This window comes from Janthinobacterium sp. GW823-FHT06H09, from assembly GCF_058794735.1.
Window position 1 is genome coordinate 2,854 of the sequence record NZ_JBXAHC010000009.1, and the last position, 17,738, is coordinate 20,591.

The window sequence follows — 17,738 nt, forward strand, 5'->3', positions numbered from 1 at the left end:
CGCTAATCCGACCTACCGGCGAACAATCGCGAGGGTCTGCCCCCTGCACTTCAGCTTACTTGCTCTTGTCCGGAAACGCCGGACGCGCAGGCCGCACGGGCGGCTTTTTCGCCAGTTCGGCCTGGATCACCTCGATCGCCTTTTCCAGCTGCGGATCGCGGCCGGCGATGACGTCGGCCGGCGTTTGCTCGACTTCGATATCGGGCGGCACGCCTTCGTTTTCCACGCCCCAGCCATTTTCGCGCGTCCAGAACGCCAGGTTCGGCGCCGTGATCGTGCCGCCATCCATCAGCACGGGGAAGCCGAGGATGCCCACCAGGCCGCCCCACGTTGCCTTGCCGATCAGCGGACCCATGTTATTTTTGCGGAACATCCACGGCAGCAGATCGCCGCCCGAGCCGGCCGTCTCGTCGATCAGCATGGCGCGCGGTCCCTGGATCGAGGCGGACGGCGTCTTCATGTCGGCGCCGTAGCGCATGGTCCACCAGGCGATTTCCTTCTTCTGCAGGATCTCGATGTAGTAATCGGCCACGCTGCCGCCGCCATTGAAACGCTCGTCGACGATGATGGCCTGCTTGTCCGCCTGCGGGAAGAAATAGCGCTTGAAGTAGGTGTGGCCCAGCCCCGCCGTATTGGGCACGTACACGTACGCCACCTTGCCGTTGGTGGCCGCATTGACCTTGCGCATATTGCCCTCGATCCAGTCGCGGTTGCGCAAGGCATCCTCGGCCGGCACGGGCACCACGGTGATCGTGCGCGCGCCCTTGCCGTCGGCCGAGGGTCCCACAGTCAGGTCGATGGCCTTGCCGGCCGTGTTCTCGAAGGCGCTGTAGATATTCGTCGGCGGCGCCAGCGGGCGGCTGTCGACGGCCAGCAGGTATTCGCCCGCCTTGACGTTCAGGCCCGGCTCCGTCAGCGGCGCGCGCAGGGCCGGATTCCAGTTCAATCCGCCATACACCTTCTTGAAGCGGTAATGGCCGTCGCTCACTTCATAGTCGGCGCCCAGCAGCCCGCCCGGCACCTTCTTCGCCTCGATAAAGTCGTCGCCGCCGCCGCCACGGTGGTGACCCACGGCCAGTTCGCTGCACATCCACTGGATCAGGCGGTTCAGGTCCGCGCGGCTCGACAGCTCGGGCAGGAACACGGCGTACTTGTCGCGCATGGCCTTCCAGTCCACGCCATACATGCCCGGGTCATAGAAGTAATCGCGGTTGATGCGCCACACTTCATTGAAAATCTGCGTCCACTCGGCGCGCGGATCGGCCTTGACTTCGATGGCGTCGACCTTGATCTTGCCTTCGCCCGGCGCCAGCAGCTTGCCCGTGGCGGAGCCCATGGCCCAGTTGTCCTTCTGGCGGTACAGCAGCTTCTTGCCGTCGGCCGAGACCTCGAAATCATCAGCTTCGGCCACCACGGTTTCCGCCTTGCGCTCCTTCAGGTCGAAGCGCTGCACGGCCTTCTTGCCGTCGCTTTCGCGCAGCAAAAAGATCTGCCCCGCGGCGCCGGCGGCCAGGCTGGAGAACTGCGCGGCCGGCAGCGGCAGGTCGACGATGCGCGTGGCGATGCCGTCGAAATCGATGGCAATCGGCGCCACGGGGGCCACGGCCACTTTCGGATCGTCGCGGCCCGTCTTCGGATCGATCTTCGCTTCGCTCTTCGCGTCGTTTTTCGACTCGGCTTCGGCCTTCGCCGACTCCATCCGGCTCTCCGCGCTGGCCGCCTTTTCCTCGTCGCTTTCCTTGATCAGGGGCGACGGCAAGTCGCGCCGCAGCACGGCCATCCACACGGTGCGCGTCACCAGGTTGTCTTCGTTCTGCTGCGAGAACCAGTTGTTGCTGGGGCCTGCGTTGGTCGACGCGAAGAAGTACAGGTATTTGCCGCTCTTGTCGAACACGGGCTGGGCCACGTCGGACAGGCCATCGGTCACGGGCATCGACTTGTTCTGCTCAACGGAATAGATGTAGGCGCTGCGCGTGTAGGTGGGCGAATTGAGCGTGTAGGCCAGCCAGCGCGAATCGGGCGCCCACGCGGCGCGCATGCTCTTGTCGACGCCATACATCGGTTCCGTGGCGATTTTTTGCACCTTGCCATTGCCGACGTCGATCACGTACATGCTCCAGCCGTTGTCGGCAAACGCGATCTTCCTGCTGTCGGGCGACCAGACGGCATTGTCATAGAAGCCGCTGCCATTGAGCTTGAACTTGCGCACGGCGCCCTTGCCGTCCTGCGCCCGCACGTGCAGCTCGTATTCGCCCGATTCATCGGAAAAATACGCGACCGAGCGGCCATCGGGCGACCAGATGGGCGTGCGCTCGTGGGCGCCGGCCGTCTGCGTCAGGTTGCGCACGTCGCCCTTGTCGGCGGGAATGGTGACGATCTCGCCCCGGTATTCGAAGGCGATGCGCGCCCCCGACGGCGAAATCGACGCGTCGCGGATGTATTTCGCGTTCTTCACCCAGCGGGGCCGCGCCTGCCCCAGGTCGCTGGCCACGCCGATGGTGAGCTTGTGCGCCTGGCCGCTGGCGATGTCGAAAGAGTGCAGATACCCGGCCTGCTCGTAGACGATGGTGCCGTTCGCGGCCGACGCGTTGAGCACGGGGAAATCCTTGTGCCGCGTCAGCTGGCGCACGGCTTTCGTCTTGACGTCATACGCAAACAGGTTGAATTCGCCGTTGCGGTCCGAGCGGAAGTACACGGTGTCGCCCAGCCACATCGGGTCGACGTCGTTCGAGCGCGTGGTCGGCTGCGGGATTTTTTCAATCGACTTGTCGCTGGACGAAAACAGCCACAGCCAGGAGTTGGTGCCGCCCCGGTAACGCTTCCACTGTTTGAAGGCCGGCGCCAGCGGGTTGTAGGCGATGCGCTTGCCATCGGGCGAATACGTGGCGCGCGATGCGTTCGGGATTTCCAGCTGGGTTTCCACGCCGCCCGCCACGGGCACCGTAAACAGCTTCTGGAAGCGGTTGTTGAAGGCGGCGCGGGGCGAGGTGAACATCACGGCATGGCCATCGGGCGTGAATGCTTGCGCCAGGTCCGCGCCCGGGTGGAAGGTCAGGCGGCGCGGCACGCCGCCCGCTGCCGCGATCACGTACACGTCGACATTGCCGTCGATGTTCGCGCTGTACGCGATCAGGCTGCCGTCGGGCGAAAACACGGGATTCGATTTGTCGCCCAGGTCGGACGTCAGGCGCCGCGCGCCGCCGCCGTCGAGGTTCGACAGCCACAGGTCGCCCGCATAGATGAAGGCGATATGGCGGCTGGAGACGGCCGGTTCGCTCAGCATGCGGGTGTCTTGGGTATTGGGCAGGGCCAGGGCCGGATGGCTCAGCAGCAGTGCGCTGGCGGCCGCGATGGCGGTCAGGATGCGTGTCTTTTTCAATCGATGTCTCGCTTATGAAGTCAACAGAACAGAGAAAAAACAGGAAGGTCCGCGGCCGAATGCGAATTAACAAGGAATCAATGTTGCATTAGACCAAAGAGAACTATACACCCGTCCGCCGCGCGGAACACGGTAAAATACGGCACTTATTTCGCGCGCCGCCAGCCCTTCCCGGCGGCCCGCACACCTACTCAAAGCGCCCCATGTCTGAAAAATTCCTGTACTCCCTCGCCCGCCCGCTGCTGTTTTCGATGGATGCCGAAGCGGCCCACCATTTCACCCTGCCCGCCCTGAAACGCGCCAGCGCGCTGGGCCTGACGAAGCTGGCCGGCAAACCGGCCGCTGATCCGCGCACGGTGATGGGCATCACCTTCCCCAATCCCGTCGGTCTGGCCGCCGGCCTGGACAAGGATGGCGCCTACATCGACGCACTGGCCGACCTGGGTTTCGGCTCGATCGAAGTGGGCACCGTCACGCCGCGCGCGCAGGCGGGCAATCCGAAACCGCGCATGTTCCGCCTGCCGCAGGCGCAGGGCATCATCAACCGCATGGGTTTCAATAATGGCGGCGTGGACGCCTTTGTGGCCAATGTGCAGGCGTCGAAGTTTTACCAGAACCGCGCCGGCGTGCTGGGCCTGAACATCGGCAAGAACGCCGACACGCCCATCGAGCGCGCGGCCGACGACTATCTGCTGTGCCTGGAAAAAGTCTACCCCTACGCCAGCTATGTGACGGTGAATATCTCGTCGCCGAACACCAAGAATTTGCGCCAGCTGCAGGGCGCGTCGGAACTCGACGCCCTGCTGTCGCAACTGAAGGATGCCCAGGCGCGCCTGGCGGACAAGCACAAGCGCTACGTGCCGCTGGCCCTGAAGATCGCGCCGGACATGGATGGCGAGCAGGTGAAAAGCATCGCCGAGTCACTCACGCGCCACCAGATCGACGGCGTCATCGCCACCAACACGACCCTGTCACGCAGCGCCGTCGAAGGCATGCCGCACGGCGCCGAAGCGGGCGGCCTGTCGGGCGCGCCCGTGTTCGAGCTGTCGAACAATGTCATCCGCTTGCTGAAGGCGGAACTGGGCGACGCGCTGCCCATCATCGGCGTGGGCGGCATCATGCAGGGCAAGGATGCTTTGGCCAAGTTCGAGGCAGGCGCGCAGCTGGTGCAGCTGTACAGCGGCCTGATTTATGCCGGTCCCGCCCTGATCAAGGATTGCGCGCGCGCGCTGCGCGGCAAACAGGCGGCATGATCAGCAAGATCAAGACGCCCGACAGGCATTTTGTGGGGCTGCCAGCCGGTCTGATGCCAGTCCCGCCGCATATTCTTCGTCGGTCACTTTTTCCATCCAGATCACGTTGACGCCATCGAGCGCTTCCTGGATGGCGATGTGGGTCATCGCGGTGGTCGGGGTCGCACCGTGCCAGTGCTTGTGACCGGGCGGGCACCAGATCACATCACCGGCCCGGATTTCAACGATGGCTTCGCCTTCGCATTGCGTCCAGCCGCAGCCGGCCGTGACGAGCAGGGTTTGGCCGAGTGGATGGGTGTGCCAGGCCGAACGCGCACCCGGTTCAAACGTGACGCTCGCGCACGATACGCGCGCCGGTGTGGGTGGGAAGTTCAGTGGATCGATGCGAACCACGCCAGTAAAATATTCGGCTGGTCCTTTTTGGGATGGCTGTGTGCCGGCGCGTTTGAGTATCATGGTGTTTCCTTTCGAGGGTGAGTTTGGGTCGGCTGTCTGCGGCGATTCGAATCGGGCTATTCTGCGTCCTGCTCAGAAAGGGCCGTATCCGGGTTTCTTGTATAGCGAAGCCATGTTCGCTTCGATCTCAGGCTTGTACATCTGTGCTATCCAGGTGGCAAGCGCCACCACCGGGTATTGACTGGTATTGGATAAACTCGACCTGGGCCCCATGCCGGCCCAGTGCCTGGGCCAGACCTTCAGGATCGGCTACGCGGCCAATGGCCGAGTAGGCATACGGTGACGTAAATGTCTTGTAGAAAACCACGACGGTCTTCGTACCGTACAGCATGAGGTCGCCATTGCGTATGGTGCCTGGCCGCGATGCATTGACAGGCAGCGCCTTCGCCAGATCCGCATGCTTTTCGTTTCCGTTGAGTTCGGCCATATCCAGCGTCAGCGGCAGCATTGCGGCAAAGGCATGCCCCGTCGCGTTGTCGGACAAGGTGACGGCGAAGCGGCGTTCGCCCACGCGCATCGATATGCGCAACCGCTCGGGCTTGAGGGAGGCGCCAGCGGCGACCGGGACCGGGACCGGAGCGTATGGCACGGAAGCGGGCTGCTGCCGGGCTTCGCAAGCGCCGAGGGAGAGCAGGCCCAGCAACAGGCCCAGTCCATGCCGGGCGCCGTTGGGAACTGCTGGCTTGCACGTGATCATAGTCTGCTCCTTCCTTGTAAAGGATTCAAGCTGCCCGCAACGCTTGCAGGCGCGAGGTCAGGAAAGCCGCCAGCAGCAGTGCGGCCGCGCTGGCGATGAATGTGCTCTGGTACCCACTTTTATCGAACAGCAAGCCGCCGACCGTGGAACCGAGGGCGATGGCGAGTTGCACGACAGCGACCATCAGGCCGCCACCCGCCTCTGCATCCCTGGGCAGCGTTATTGCCAGCCATGACCACCAGCCTACCGGCGCGGCGGTCGCGACCAGGCCCCAGATGCCCAGCAGTACCGTCACGGCCGCGACCTTGCTGCCAAAGACGGTCAGCGCCACGGCGATCAAGGCCATCACGATGGGAATGCCAACCAGCGTCCGGAAAAAATGCCACTTCAAGAACTTGCTGATGATGGTGGTGCCGATGAAGCCGCCTGCGCCGATTGCCAGCAGAATCAGCGACAGCGTGGAGATGTCTACCCGCGTAACGCTTTCAAGGTAGGGGCGCAAATAGGTGAACAGGGCGAACTGTCCCATGAAAAACGTGCTGACAGCCAGCATGCCCAGGGCAACCTTCGGGTCTTGCAGCAGTTTGAAGACGTTGCGCGAACCGGCCGACCCGGCCTGAGGCGGCATGGAAGGCAGGCTGATCCACTGCCAGAGAAAGGCAATCAAGGCCACGGGCACCAGGCAGAAGAATGCGCCACGCCATCCGATGACGGAACCGAGGTAACTGCCCAGTGGCGCGGCAACAACGGTCGCCAGCGCATTGCCGCCATTGAAGATGGCCAGGGCACGCGGCACCTGATCCGATGGCACCAGGCGTATCGCGGTGGCGGCCGACAATGACCAGAAACCTCCCACCACCACGCCGATCAGTGCGCGGCCGACCATGTACAGGAAGTAATTCGGCGCCATCGCGACAACAGCCCCGGAGACGGCCATCAGTGCTGTCAGCCCCAGCAACAGGGTCTTGCGGTTCATGCTGCCAGTCATTGCTGAAATCGACAGGCTGGTGAGTACCGCGAACGCGCCGGAGATGGCGATCCCCTGCCCTGTCAGGCCTTCGCTGACCAGCAGATCCCTGGCCATCGGCGTCAACAGGCTGACCGGCATGAACTCCGAGGCGATCAGCGCGAAAACGCAGAGCGTCATCGCAAAGACACCACCCCACATGGTCGCCTGCGCCCCGGTATTGCCGTGCCCGCGGACGCCATCTTGAGGCGCGCTGCTTATCGGTACTGTCATGGTATGCGCCTATGCCAGATGCTGGTGGAAGAAGGCCTGCAGCTTGTCCCACGGGATGAGTTTCACGCGGTCATACAGGTCGACGTGTCCGGCGCCTGGCACGATCACCAGTTCCTTGGGCTGGGCCGAAAGCCGGTAGGCCTCTTCGCTGAATTCTTTGGAGTGCGCCTGGTCGCCCGTGATGAACAGCATGGGACGCGGGGAAATCGTCTCGATGTCGTTGAACGGATAAAAGTTCATGAACTTGACGTTGCTGGTCATCGTCGGGTGCGTCGTCAGCTCGCGCGACGATCCTGCCGGCGTGAACTCTCCCCGCGGGGTGCGATAGAAGTCATAGAACTCGCGCTGGATCGGATGCGTATTGCCATCGCGCTTGTGCACGGTGCCGCCCGTGTACGCGATTGCGCCACCGGTAAATTCCACGTAGCGCTGTTGCGCCGCCTCGGCAATGATCTGCTTGCGTTGCTCTAGCGTCTGCGAGTGATGCAGCGCATTGCGGTTGGCCGCGCCCATGTCGTACATGCTGACAGTGGCAACGGCCTTCATGCGCGGATCGATCTTGGCGGCGCTGATGACGAAACTGCCGCTGCCGCAAATGCCGAGAACGCCGATGCGTTCCCTGTCGACGAACGGCTGGGTGCCCAGATAGTCTACCGCCGCGCTGAAGGCTTCCGCGTAGATGTCCGGCGCCACGGCATTGCGTGGCTGGCCTGCGCTTTCACCCCAGAACGACTGGTCGATGGCCAGCGTGACGAAGCCCTGTTCGGCCAGCTTTTGTGCATACAGGTTCGAGCTTTGCTCTTTCACCGCGCCCATCGGATGGCCGATGATGATCGCCGGATGCATGGAATTCCGGTTGAGGTTCTTGGGCGTGAAGAGATTCCCGACCACCTTCATTTTGTACTGGTTGTCAAACGCGACCTTTTGCGCGACGACGGTTTCGCTCCGGTAGAAATTGTCAGCCTGGTTCGACATATCAGGCACGGGCTTGCTTTCGGCAGCGAACGCGGAACCACCTGCAAGGGACAGGCTGCCCAGCACGGCCATGCCGGTGCCAGCAGTCTTGAGGAAATCGCGGCGCGCTACATCATTGATGGTCATCTCTGTTCTCCAGTTCGTGCGTTTGGGATGAGTTGAATACCTTGGCGACATCGTACGGGGCACTTGCCGCATCGGCGCACCGGAAACCCGAACAGGTATATGTGCCACAGCCATGAATGTTCTGTATATTTATATGAAAATTCGCACACTCCCCCTTGGTATCATCGCTTGCAGGGCACTACCACGGGATACCCTTCACCGCCGGTTCAGGAATGATGCACATGGCCAGAGACAATATTATTGATATTCTGATATTTTTTGAGGTGGCTCGCCAACGCAGTTTCACGCGTGCCGCCGTCAAGCTCGGCATGTCCCAATCCACGCTCAGCCACATCATTCGTGACCTGGAAGCGCGGCTGGGCGTGCGGCTGCTCAATCGGACGACGCGCAGTGTTTCACCGACAGAAGCAGGCGAGCGCCTGCTGACCAACGTCGCGCCGCGGCTGGAAGAGGTCAATGCCGAAATCGCTGCTGTCAGCGATTTGAATGGCAAGCCGGCGGGTACCGTGCGCATCACCGCCATCGACCATATTATCGATACGCTGCTGTGGCCAAGGCTTGCGCCAGTACTGCCCCAGTATCCCGATCTGCATATCGAGATTCAATCCGATTACAAGCTGGTCGATATCGCGGCGGACCGCTATGACATCGGCGTGCGCTACGGCGATCAAGTCGAGGAGGACATGATCGCCGTGCGGCTCACGCCCGACATTCCGACCATGATCGTCGGTTCGCCAGACTACTTCTCCTGGCATGCGCAACCGGCCAGCCTGCAAGAGCTGCTGAAACATAATTGCATCACGCTGCGCCTCGCCAGCAGTGGCGGCATTTACGCGTGGGAGCTCCAGCATGAGGGGCGCAATGTGGAAGCGCGGGTGCGTGGCCAGACCGTGTTTACCAGCGCCGTTCCCATGGTGCAAGCCGCCTTGAGCGGCAATGGCCTGGCCTTCGTGACGGCAGATATGGTGGCCGAGCATGTACGCGAAGGCCGCTTAATCAGCGTCATGCGTGACTGGTGTGGAAAGTTTCCTGGCCTCCATGCTTACTATCCCAGCCGCCGCCATGAATCGCGGGCGCTGCGGATCGTCGTCGAAGCGATCCGCCACCGGGAGTCCATTCCGGGTCAGCCGCATTGAGACTGCCAGTACCGCCCCGGCCGCCATCCAGCCCGATCCGGGGAATGCATAGTCGCATTTATACAACACTGAGCAATTTACTGCTGTGCAGCATTGCGGCCTTGCCGTGCCCGGTCGTATGCTGGAAACGAGGCCATATGCGCTACGCGCACCATGTTGACGTCTTTCAGATATTTATTGCATATCGATAGACAGAACGATTCGTAAGCACGCCGCGTGCCCACTGTTAATCTGATTGCATCACCGGACCGCCATGGTCCGCGCAACCACAACCGAAGAGATATCGTCGATGAGTTCAAGCAACGCCCGCTCCCAGCGTCCCGCCCTCCCCGTAAAAACCGTGATCGCCGCCAGCCTGGTCGCCTGCTTCAGCCTGCCGATGCAGGCGCAAGCGCAGCAAGAGCTGCCGGCCGAAGGCGAATTGCAATCGGTGGTCGTCACCGGCACCTTCGCCAAGAACCGCCGCACCATCGATTCCGAATCGCCGATCGACATCCTCACCTCGCGCGACCTGCAAAGCACGGGTTCGGGCGAACTGGCCACCGTGCTGGCGCGCCTGCTGCCATCGCTGAACTTTGCCCGCGCCACGGGCGCCGACGCCAGCGACGCCGTGCGTCCGGCCCAGTTGCGCGGCCTGTCGCCCGACCAGACCCTGGTACTGGTGAACGGCAAGCGCCGCTATACCTCGGCCGTGGTCAACGTCAACGGCTCGCTGGGCCGCGGCTCGGCGCCTGTCGACCTGAACGCCATTCCCCTGGCCGCCATTGACCACGTGGAAGTGCTGCGCGATGGCGCGGCGGCCCAGTACGGCTCCGACGCGATTGCCGGCGTGATCAACATCATCCTGAAAAAAGGCGCGGCCGGCGGCGATATCGAAGTGGGTTATGGCCAGACGCAGGAACGCGACGGCAAGCAAAAATCCATCAAGGGTTCGGCCGGCTTCGCCCTGGGCGAGGACGGGTGGGTGCGCGTCTCGGCCGAAGTGGCGGAACGCGACCCGACCAACCGCGCTGGTGCCGATTTCCGCAACCCGCTGGAACCGCGCTACGGCAAGGTCAACCAGCGCTATGGCGACCCGGAAAGCAAGCCGGCAACGATTTTCCTCAACAGCGAATACCACATCAGCGACAACCTCGACTGGTATGCCTTCGGCAACTACGGCAAGCGCGACACGTCGGCCGCCGCCACCTGGCGCACGGCGCTGATCACGGACCCGAATAATTCGAAGCAGTTTGTCCAGCGCACGCCGCTCTTCCCGGAAGGCTTTTTGCCATTGCAAAACAGCACCCTGACGGACCAGTCCCTGGTGACGGGCTTGCGCGGCGAAGCGGCCGGCTGGCGCTGGGATGCCAGCCTCAATTACGGCAGCAACAAGTTCGAACTGGACCTGGACAACACGGTCAACCAGTCGCTGGGCGCCAACAGCCCCACGCATTTCTATGCGGGCTCGCTGAAAAACGAACAAACCGTGTTCAACCTCGATGCGGCGCGCGAATTTCCCGTGTCTTACTTTACGGGCCCGCTGACGGTCGCCGTGGGCGCCGAAGCGCGGCATGAAAAATACTCGATCGGCGCCGGCGATGAAGCATCGTACACGGGCGGTGGTTCGCAAGGCTTTGCCGGCTTCCGTCCTGTCAACGCGGGCAGCCACTCGCGCCACAACGAGTCGATCTATGTGAACCTGGAAGCGGAAGCGACGAAGAAACTGTCGGGCGGCGTGGCCCTGCGCCATGAGCGCTACAGCGATTTCGGCAGCACCACCTCGGCCAAGGGTTCCGCGCGCTATGCCTTCACGGACGCCCTGTCCCTGCGCGGCACCGTGTCGAGCGGCTTCCGCGCGCCATCCTTGGCGCAGCAGTACTACACCATCACCACCACCAACTTCCAGGTCATCAACGGCAACAATACGGCCATCGAGACGGGCACCTTCGCCGTCAACACGCCGCAGGCGCGCGCCCTCGGTGCGCAAGACCTGAAGCCGGAAAAGGCACGCAACTACAGCCTGGGCCTGCAGTTCCAGCCCAGCCGCAACTTCACCACCAGCATCGATGCCTACCGCATCGACATCGACAACCGCATCCTGTTCTCGGCCAATCTGGCGCTGAACGACAAGCTGAAGGCCCAGCTGGCGACGCAAGGCTCGACCGTGGGCGCAGCGCGCTACTTCACCAACGCCGTCGATACGCGCACGGAAGGCGTGGACATCGTCAGCACCTACCGCATCGACCTGCAGGACAAGGACCGCCTGGACCTCACCGTGGCGTACAACCACAACAAGAGCACGGTACAGAAAATCGCCGATAATCCGGCCATCCTGACGGCCAACAACCTGAAACTGATCGACCGCCAGAGCATCGACCGCATCACGGTGGCCTCGCCGAAGGACAAGTTCAGCCTGGCCGCCGACTACGGCTTCGGCATCTGGAATGCGCACGGCGTCGTGACCCGCTACGGCAGCTTCACCGTGCCGCAGAACGACGTCAAGCTGGACCAGACGTATGACCCGCAATGGGTGCTGGACGTGTCCGGTTCCGTGAAGCTGGGCAAGAACTGGCGCCTGGTGGCCGGCATCGACAACGTCACCAACCGCTATCCGGCGCAAGTGACGAGCGCGGGCAACCTGAACGTCAACGGTACCCAGCCTTACAGCATCTTCGCGCCGAACGGTTTCAACGGCCGCTATTACTACGCCAAGGCTGGCTATAGCTGGTAAATACCGCTCCGCCATGCAAAAAGCCCGCGCATCTTCCGATGCGCGGGCTTTTTTTCATGTCTTGCGCCCGCAGGCGCTGCAGGCTCAGGCGCGGCGGCGGCGCGCGGCAAAACCGACCAGGCCCAGGCCCAGCATCAACATGCCGTAGGTCGCTGGCTCAGGCACGGCCGAGACGGAACTGTAGGCGCGGAAATTGCTCAGGCCGCGCGGCAGGTTGCTGATGGTGATAAGCGTATTGGCGGCCAGCGGCGCGTCCCAGTGGAACAGCAGTTCGCCACGGCCATAGTGCACGGCCAGGTAGTCGAAGCTGGACTTGACGGTGAACGAACCGGACTTACCGCTTTCCAGGTCGCCCTGGGCGGCAAAGACCAGGGAACCGGTGCCGCTGGATGGCAGACCAAACTTGCTGCTGACCAAGCTCTGGATGGCGGCCGCGCTTTGCGGGCCGGACGGGTTGGCGCCGTCAAACACCCAGACCGAGTCCGCTGCCACGCTGCCGTAGGTGACGGTCTTGCCGCCCACCAGGAAGCCGCTCATGGCGGGATCGGTGATTTCCACCCAGTTCGCCGCCTGGGCCAATGGCGCCAGGCAAGCCGAGACAGCAAGGCAGAGACCCAGCACAGCATGTTTAGTCGTGTTCATAATTTCCCCTATTGATAAATTTCAAAAAACACAATGTTGATTATATTTTTGTTATATTTTTTTGCGATTGAGCAAAAGATATCATCCAGGAAATCAAAATGCAATAAAAGAAACAAATTTTACCATTGGTATTTTCAATCGGTCTCATCAGTTTCTTGCCGAGTCCGGCTATGAAGGGGCGTACCGCCCTCCTTGCCATGACCGGGCGCTGGTCGGGGAAGCAGGATTGTTGTAGATCAGCACATGCCAAGCGGCAATGGCAAGCCTGCAGGTATGCGTGGTCATCCTGACACGCAATCGGCTACCATGGGGTTTACTCTTCTTGATGACAGATAACCATGCCCAGCTGGCACCTGGCCGACGCCGCCGAACTGGCGGCGCGCCATCCCTACACATTCTATAAATCGCCGCCCGAAGCCATCGCCCAGGTGCGCCCCGGCGAGGTGGTCAAGCTGATCTTCGCTTTCCACAGCGACGATCCGCAGGCGCCGGGCGCCGAGCGCATGTGGGTGCTGGTCGACACGGTCGAGCCGCATGGGCACTTTACGGGCAAGCTCGACAACATGCCCGGCTACATCGCCGATTTGCGCGCCAAAGACCCCATCGCCTTCGCGGCGCGCCACATCATCAATACCCAGCACGACGATGACGATAACCTCGTCAACCGCTACGCGGGCCTGTGCTTCGTCACGAAACGCGTGCTGGAAGACGGCGCGCCCGTCGGCTACCTGTACCGCGAAGCGCCGGACAACGACGACGACAGCGGCTGGCGCTTCACGGCCAACGACGAGAGCGACGACTACATCAACGACAGCGCCAACGTGGCCCTCGTGTCGCTGGGTGCCGTGCTCAGCGTGGACGACCGTTTCATTGCGCTGCTGGACGCCCCTGCCGGCGCGGCGTACGCCTTCGACCGCAACACGCAACAATTCATGGCGGTGGACGAATGACAACAGATGAACTGAAGCAATTTTGCGCGGCCCTGCCCGGCGCGCAAGCCGTGCTGTACGGTGCGCCGTCGAACATCCTCGTGTATGAAGTGAGCGGCAAGAAGTTTGCCTATTTCAAGACCAGCGCACCGGAACAGTGGCGTTTCAGCCTGCGCGCCAGCGCCGGGCGTTTCATTGAACTGACGGACATGCCGGGCGTCAAACCGGCCCGCTACATGGGCCGCTTTCACTGGGTCACCATCGTCGATGTGGCGCGCTTCCCCACCGATTACCTGGCGGAACTGGTGCAGGATAGCTACGCGCGCGCCGTGGCCAGCCTGACGCGCGCGCAAAAGGCGGCCATCGCCTAGAGGGCTTCCTCGCCCGCCATGGCGCGGTCGATGTCTTCGCGCGTCAGGTCCGGCGCCAGCTGCAGGATGAACTCGTAGGCGTAGGCACGCAGGTAGGCACCGCGGCGCACGGCCAGGCGCGTCGTGTTGGTGGCGAACAGATGTGACGCTTCCACGGCCCGCAACCCTTTGTCGCGGCCATGGTCGAAGGCCATCGAGGCGACGATGCCCACGCCCAGGCCCAGCGCCACGTATTGCTTGATGACGTCCGAATCCATGGCCGTGAGGATGATGTCCGTCGTCACGCCCGCCTTGGCGAACGCATCGTCGATATGGCCGCGTCCCGTGAACCCCTTGTCGTAGGTAATCAACGGGTATTTCGCCAGGTCTTCCAGGCGGATCGGCGAGTGCTCGAGCAGCGGGTGGCCGTCCGGCACGACGATCAGATGGCTCCAGCGGTAGCACGGGAACGACACGAGGTCGGGGAACTGGCTCAAGCCCTCCGTGGCGATGCCGATATCGGTCTTGCCCGACAGCACCCATTCCGCGATATGCTCAGGCGCGCTTTGCTGCAGCGCGATGCGCACATCGGGGAAGGCGGCGCGAAAGCCCTGCACCACTTTCGGCAACGCATAGCGCGCCTGCGTGTGCGTGGCCGCCACCGATAACGTTCCGCTGGTCTGGCCGCTGTATTCGAGGCTGGCCTGCTGCAGGTTTTCCGCCTCGATCAGGAGGCGGTCGACGATCTTCAAAATGCCCTTGCCCGGCTCCGTCAAGCCCGTCAAGCGCTTGCCGTTGCGCTCGAAAATCACCACGCCCAGCTCATCTTCCAGTTCGCGGATCTGCCGGCTCACGCCCGGCTGCGACGTGAACAGCGCGTTGGCCACTTCCGTCAGGTTATAGCCGCGGCGGGCCGCTTCGCGGATCGAACGCAGTTGTTGAAAGTTCATATATTTTCAGCCTTTAGGTTCTTGTTGGTTCAACGAACACGTGGAGGCGTTTCGGGCGGACTACCAAGGTTTCGCCTTCCTTCAGCTGCAAATGAGTAAAACGCTCGTTCGACATCACCGCTTCAATCAGCTCGCTGTTATCGACGCGCTGCAAGTCCAGCTGGGCCAGCGGGCCGATCGCATGGGCGCGGCTCAGTTTCACCACGATGCCTTCGGCGCCCTGCGTGTAACGGTCGATTTCCAGGTCGTGCGGACGCACATAGGCCGTGCCCTTGCTGTCGCTCACGCCCGCATAATCGGGCACTTCGAAGCTGGCGTCGCCCGTCGCCATCACGCCGTCATGCACGCGGCCGTGGAACAGGTTGACGTTGCCGAGGAAGCCGTACACGAACGGCGAGGCCGGGTGGTTATAGACTTGCTCTGGGGAACCGAGTTGCTCGACGGTACCCTTGTTCATCAGCACGACCTGGTCGGCCACTTCCAGCGCCTCTTCCTGGTCATGCGTCACAAAAATACTGGTCACGTGCAAGTCGTCATGCAGGCGGCGCAGCCAGCGGCGCAATTCCTTGCGCACCTTGGCGTCGAGCGCGCCGAACGGTTCGTCGAGCAGCAGCACGCGCGGCTCGACAGCGAGGGCGCGCGCCAGGGCGATGCGCTGGCGTTGTCCGCCCGACAGTTGCGGCGGATAGCGGTCGGCCAGCCAGTCCAGCTGCACCAGCTCCAGCAAATCTTTCACTTTACGGCGGATCTGGTCTTCCGACGGCCGTTCGCTGCGCGACTTCACGCGCAGGCCAAACGCCACGTTTTCGAACACGGTCATGTGCTTGAACAGCGCGTAATGCTGGAAGACGAAACCGACCTGCCGCTCGCGCACGTGGCGGTTCGACGCGTCTTCCGCATCGAGCAGCACCTGGCCGCTGTCCGGATGTTCCAGGCCGGCTATGATACGCAGCAAGGTGGTCTTGCCGCAACCGGACGGGCCCAGCAGGGCCGTCAATTCGCCGGCGGGAAAGTCCAGCGAGATATTGTCGAGGGCGACGAAATCGCCGAAGCGCTTGTGGATGTTTTTAACTGCGATGGTCATATCAGTGCTCCGTAGAACGTAAGGCGGAATCGTCGGCGTCGCTCTCGTTCAAACGCCACTCAATAAAGGCTTTCAGGGCCAGGGTCACCAGGGCCAGCAGGGCCAGCAGCGAGGCGACGGCAAACGCGGCGGCGAAGTTGTACTCGTTGTACAGAATCTCCACCTGCAGCGGCATGGTGTTCGTTTCGCCGCGGATATGGCCGGAGACCACGGACACGGCGCCGAACTCGCCCATGGCGCGGGCGTTACACAGGATCACGCCATACAGCAAGCCCCACTTGATATTCGGTAAGGTGACTCTGCGGAAAGTGTTCCAGCCCGAGGCGCCCAGCACGATGGCGGCCTCTTCCTCTTCGCTGCCCTGCGACTGCATCAGCGGGATCAGTTCGCGCGCCACGAACGGGAAGGTGATGAAGATGGTGGCCAGCACGATGCCGGGCACGGCGAACAGGATCTTGATATCGTGCGCCTGCAGCCACGGGCCGAACCAGCCCTGGGCGCCGAACATCAGCACATAGATCAGGCCGGAAATCACGGGCGAGACGGAAAACGGCAAGTCGATCAGGGTCAGCAAAATGCTCTTGCCGCGGAACTCGAACTTGGCGATGCACCAGGAAGCGGCCACGCCGAATACCAGGTTCAGCGGCACGGCGATGGCGGCCGTGATCAGGGTCAACTTGATGGCGGAAATGGCGTCCGGATCGATGATGGCGGCGATATACGCTTCCCAGCCCTTCTTGAACGCTTCCGCAAACACGGCCACCAGGGGCACGATCAGGAAAGCCGTCAGAAACAGCAAGGCGATGGTGATCAATACCGTGCGCACCCACAATGGTTCCAGCACGACGGGGCCGACATTCGGCTCGAAGCGGCGCGCTGTCGGCCGCGCAGTGTCCACGCCAGCGGCGGCAGTCGTATTCGTACTCATGATTTCTTCGCCTTTCCGCGCGTCCATGCTTGCAGCAGGTTAATCGTCAACAACAGCAGGAAAGACACCACCAGCATCACCACGGCGATGGCCGTGGCGCCTGCGTAATCGTATTGCTCCAGCTTGGTAATAATGAACAGCGGCGTGATTTCCGACACCATCGGCATGTTGCCGGCGATAAAGATCACGGAACCGTACTCGCCCGTGGCTCGGGCAAAGGCCAAGGCAAAGCCCGTCAGCAACGATGGCAGAATCGTGGGGAAGATAACGCGGATGAATGTTTGCAGGGAATTGGCGCCCAGGCTGGCGGCCGCTTCTTCGAGTTCCTTTTCCGCGTCTTCCAGCACCGGTTGCACGGTACGCACGACAAACGGCAAGCCGATGAAGGTCAGCGCCACCACCACGCCCAGCGGCGTGAACGCCACCTTGATGCCCAGCACGCCTTCGATGAACTGGCCGAACCAGCCGTTCGACGAATACAGGGCCGTCAGGGTGATGCCGGCCACGGCCGTCGGCAAGGCGAACGGCAAGTCGACGAGCGCGTCGATGATGCGCTTGCCGGGAAACTTGTAGCGCACCAGCACCCAGGCCAGGATGCCGCCAAACACCACGTTCAGCAGGGCGGCGATCAGCGAGGCGCCAAACGTCAAGCGGTACGACGCCATCACGCGCTCGGACGTGACGGCGCTGAAGAAGGCGTCCCATGTCATGGTGAAGGTTTTCAGGAACACCGAGGACAAGGGAATGAGGACGATCAAGGCCAGGTAAAAGAGCGTGAAGCCCAGTGACAGCTTAAACCCCGGCATGACCCGAAACGGCGCTCCGCGCGCCTTGGGCGGCGCTAGTGTTGCTTCAGACATGGAAACCCCTTCTTATTACA

Annotated in this window: 15 protein-coding genes; 5 read left to right on the forward strand and 10 right to left on the reverse strand. The window is 62.4% G+C overall.

What is annotated here, in order from left to right:
- Positions 1-55: 55 nt before the first annotated feature.
- Complete coding sequence (locus tag AC1Q6X_RS16490; RefSeq protein ID WP_492497834.1) at positions 56-3,379, reverse strand: S41 family peptidase; 3,324 nt, start codon at positions 3,377-3,379, stop codon at positions 56-58.
- A 203-nt stretch (positions 3,380-3,582) separates the two neighbouring features.
- Between AC1Q6X_RS16490 and AC1Q6X_RS16495 the strand changes: the two genes are divergently transcribed.
- Entirely contained in the window at positions 3,583-4,632 is a 1,050-nt protein-coding gene (locus AC1Q6X_RS16495; RefSeq protein WP_492497835.1) for a quinone-dependent dihydroorotate dehydrogenase, read from the forward strand.
- Between the two features lie 9 nt (positions 4,633-4,641).
- Here AC1Q6X_RS16495 and AC1Q6X_RS16500 read toward each other — a convergent pair whose 3' ends face one another.
- The 4 genes from AC1Q6X_RS16500 to AC1Q6X_RS16515 form a co-directional block, all read right to left on the reverse strand.
- Positions 4,642-5,088, reverse strand: a complete 447-nt coding sequence (locus AC1Q6X_RS16500) for a (R)-mandelonitrile lyase (RefSeq protein WP_492497836.1) — start codon at positions 5,086-5,088, stop codon at positions 4,642-4,644.
- A 127-nt stretch (positions 5,089-5,215) separates the two neighbouring features.
- Positions 5,216-5,785: a cyclophilin-like fold protein gene (locus AC1Q6X_RS16505; protein ID WP_492497837.1), complete on the reverse strand. Its 570-nt coding sequence runs from the start codon at positions 5,783-5,785 to the stop codon at positions 5,216-5,218.
- A 25-nt stretch (positions 5,786-5,810) separates the two neighbouring features.
- Positions 5,811-7,025, reverse strand: a complete 1,215-nt coding sequence (locus tag AC1Q6X_RS16510) for an MFS transporter (RefSeq protein WP_492497838.1) — start codon at positions 7,023-7,025, stop codon at positions 5,811-5,813.
- A 9-nt stretch (positions 7,026-7,034) separates the two neighbouring features.
- The gene (locus tag AC1Q6X_RS16515; protein ID WP_492497839.1) at positions 7,035-8,126 is read right to left on the reverse strand and encodes an alpha/beta hydrolase; all 1,092 of its coding nucleotides are present in this window, start codon (positions 8,124-8,126) and stop codon (positions 7,035-7,037) included.
- Between the two features lie 221 nt (positions 8,127-8,347).
- Between AC1Q6X_RS16515 and AC1Q6X_RS16520 the strand changes: the two genes are divergently transcribed.
- Entirely contained in the window at positions 8,348-9,262 is a 915-nt protein-coding gene (locus tag AC1Q6X_RS16520) for a LysR family transcriptional regulator (protein WP_492497840.1), read from the forward strand.
- A gap of 289 nt (positions 9,263-9,551) precedes the next feature.
- Complete coding sequence (locus tag AC1Q6X_RS16525; protein ID WP_492497841.1) at positions 9,552-11,975, forward strand: TonB-dependent receptor plug domain-containing protein; 2,424 nt, start codon at positions 9,552-9,554, stop codon at positions 11,973-11,975.
- A gap of 84 nt (positions 11,976-12,059) precedes the next feature.
- Here AC1Q6X_RS16525 and AC1Q6X_RS16530 read toward each other — a convergent pair whose 3' ends face one another.
- A complete protein-coding gene (locus AC1Q6X_RS16530) occupies positions 12,060-12,617 on the reverse strand; it encodes a PEP-CTERM sorting domain-containing protein (protein ID WP_227742023.1) in 558 nt (185 codons plus the stop codon).
- Positions 12,618-12,955: 338 nt separating this feature from the next.
- Between AC1Q6X_RS16530 and AC1Q6X_RS16535 the strand changes: the two genes are divergently transcribed.
- On the forward strand, positions 12,956-13,567 hold the full coding sequence (locus AC1Q6X_RS16535) for an immunity protein Imm33 domain-containing protein (protein WP_070224516.1): 612 nt from the start codon (positions 12,956-12,958) through the stop codon (positions 13,565-13,567).
- Positions 13,564-13,917, forward strand: coding sequence for an MmcQ/YjbR family DNA-binding protein (locus tag AC1Q6X_RS16540; protein ID WP_492497842.1), 354 nt, complete (start codon positions 13,564-13,566; stop codon positions 13,915-13,917). Before AC1Q6X_RS16535 ends, AC1Q6X_RS16540 begins: the two co-directional genes overlap by 4 nt.
- On the opposite strand, the gene AC1Q6X_RS16545 is transcribed toward AC1Q6X_RS16540, so the two are convergent.
- The 4 genes from AC1Q6X_RS16545 to cysT are packed head-to-tail and all read right to left on the reverse strand — an operon-like array spanning position 13,914 to position 17,664.
- Positions 13,914-14,846, reverse strand: coding sequence for a CysB family HTH-type transcriptional regulator (locus tag AC1Q6X_RS16545; protein ID WP_070224514.1), 933 nt, complete (start codon positions 14,844-14,846; stop codon positions 13,914-13,916). The two genes, AC1Q6X_RS16540 and AC1Q6X_RS16545, sit on opposite strands and share 4 nt — an antisense overlap.
- 13 nt (positions 14,847-14,859) lie before the next feature.
- Complete coding sequence (locus AC1Q6X_RS16550) at positions 14,860-15,930, reverse strand: sulfate/molybdate ABC transporter ATP-binding protein (RefSeq protein WP_034747519.1); 1,071 nt, start codon at positions 15,928-15,930, stop codon at positions 14,860-14,862.
- 1 nt (position 15,931) lies between these two features.
- Entirely contained in the window at positions 15,932-16,858 is a 927-nt protein-coding gene (gene cysW, locus AC1Q6X_RS16555; protein ID WP_492497843.1) for a sulfate ABC transporter permease subunit CysW, read from the reverse strand.
- On the reverse strand, positions 16,855-17,664 hold the full coding sequence (gene cysT / locus AC1Q6X_RS16560; protein WP_070224513.1) for a sulfate ABC transporter permease subunit CysT: 810 nt from the start codon (positions 17,662-17,664) through the stop codon (positions 16,855-16,857). The genes cysW and cysT overlap by 4 nt, the downstream gene beginning before the upstream one ends.
- Positions 17,665-17,738: the final 74 nt, after the last annotated feature.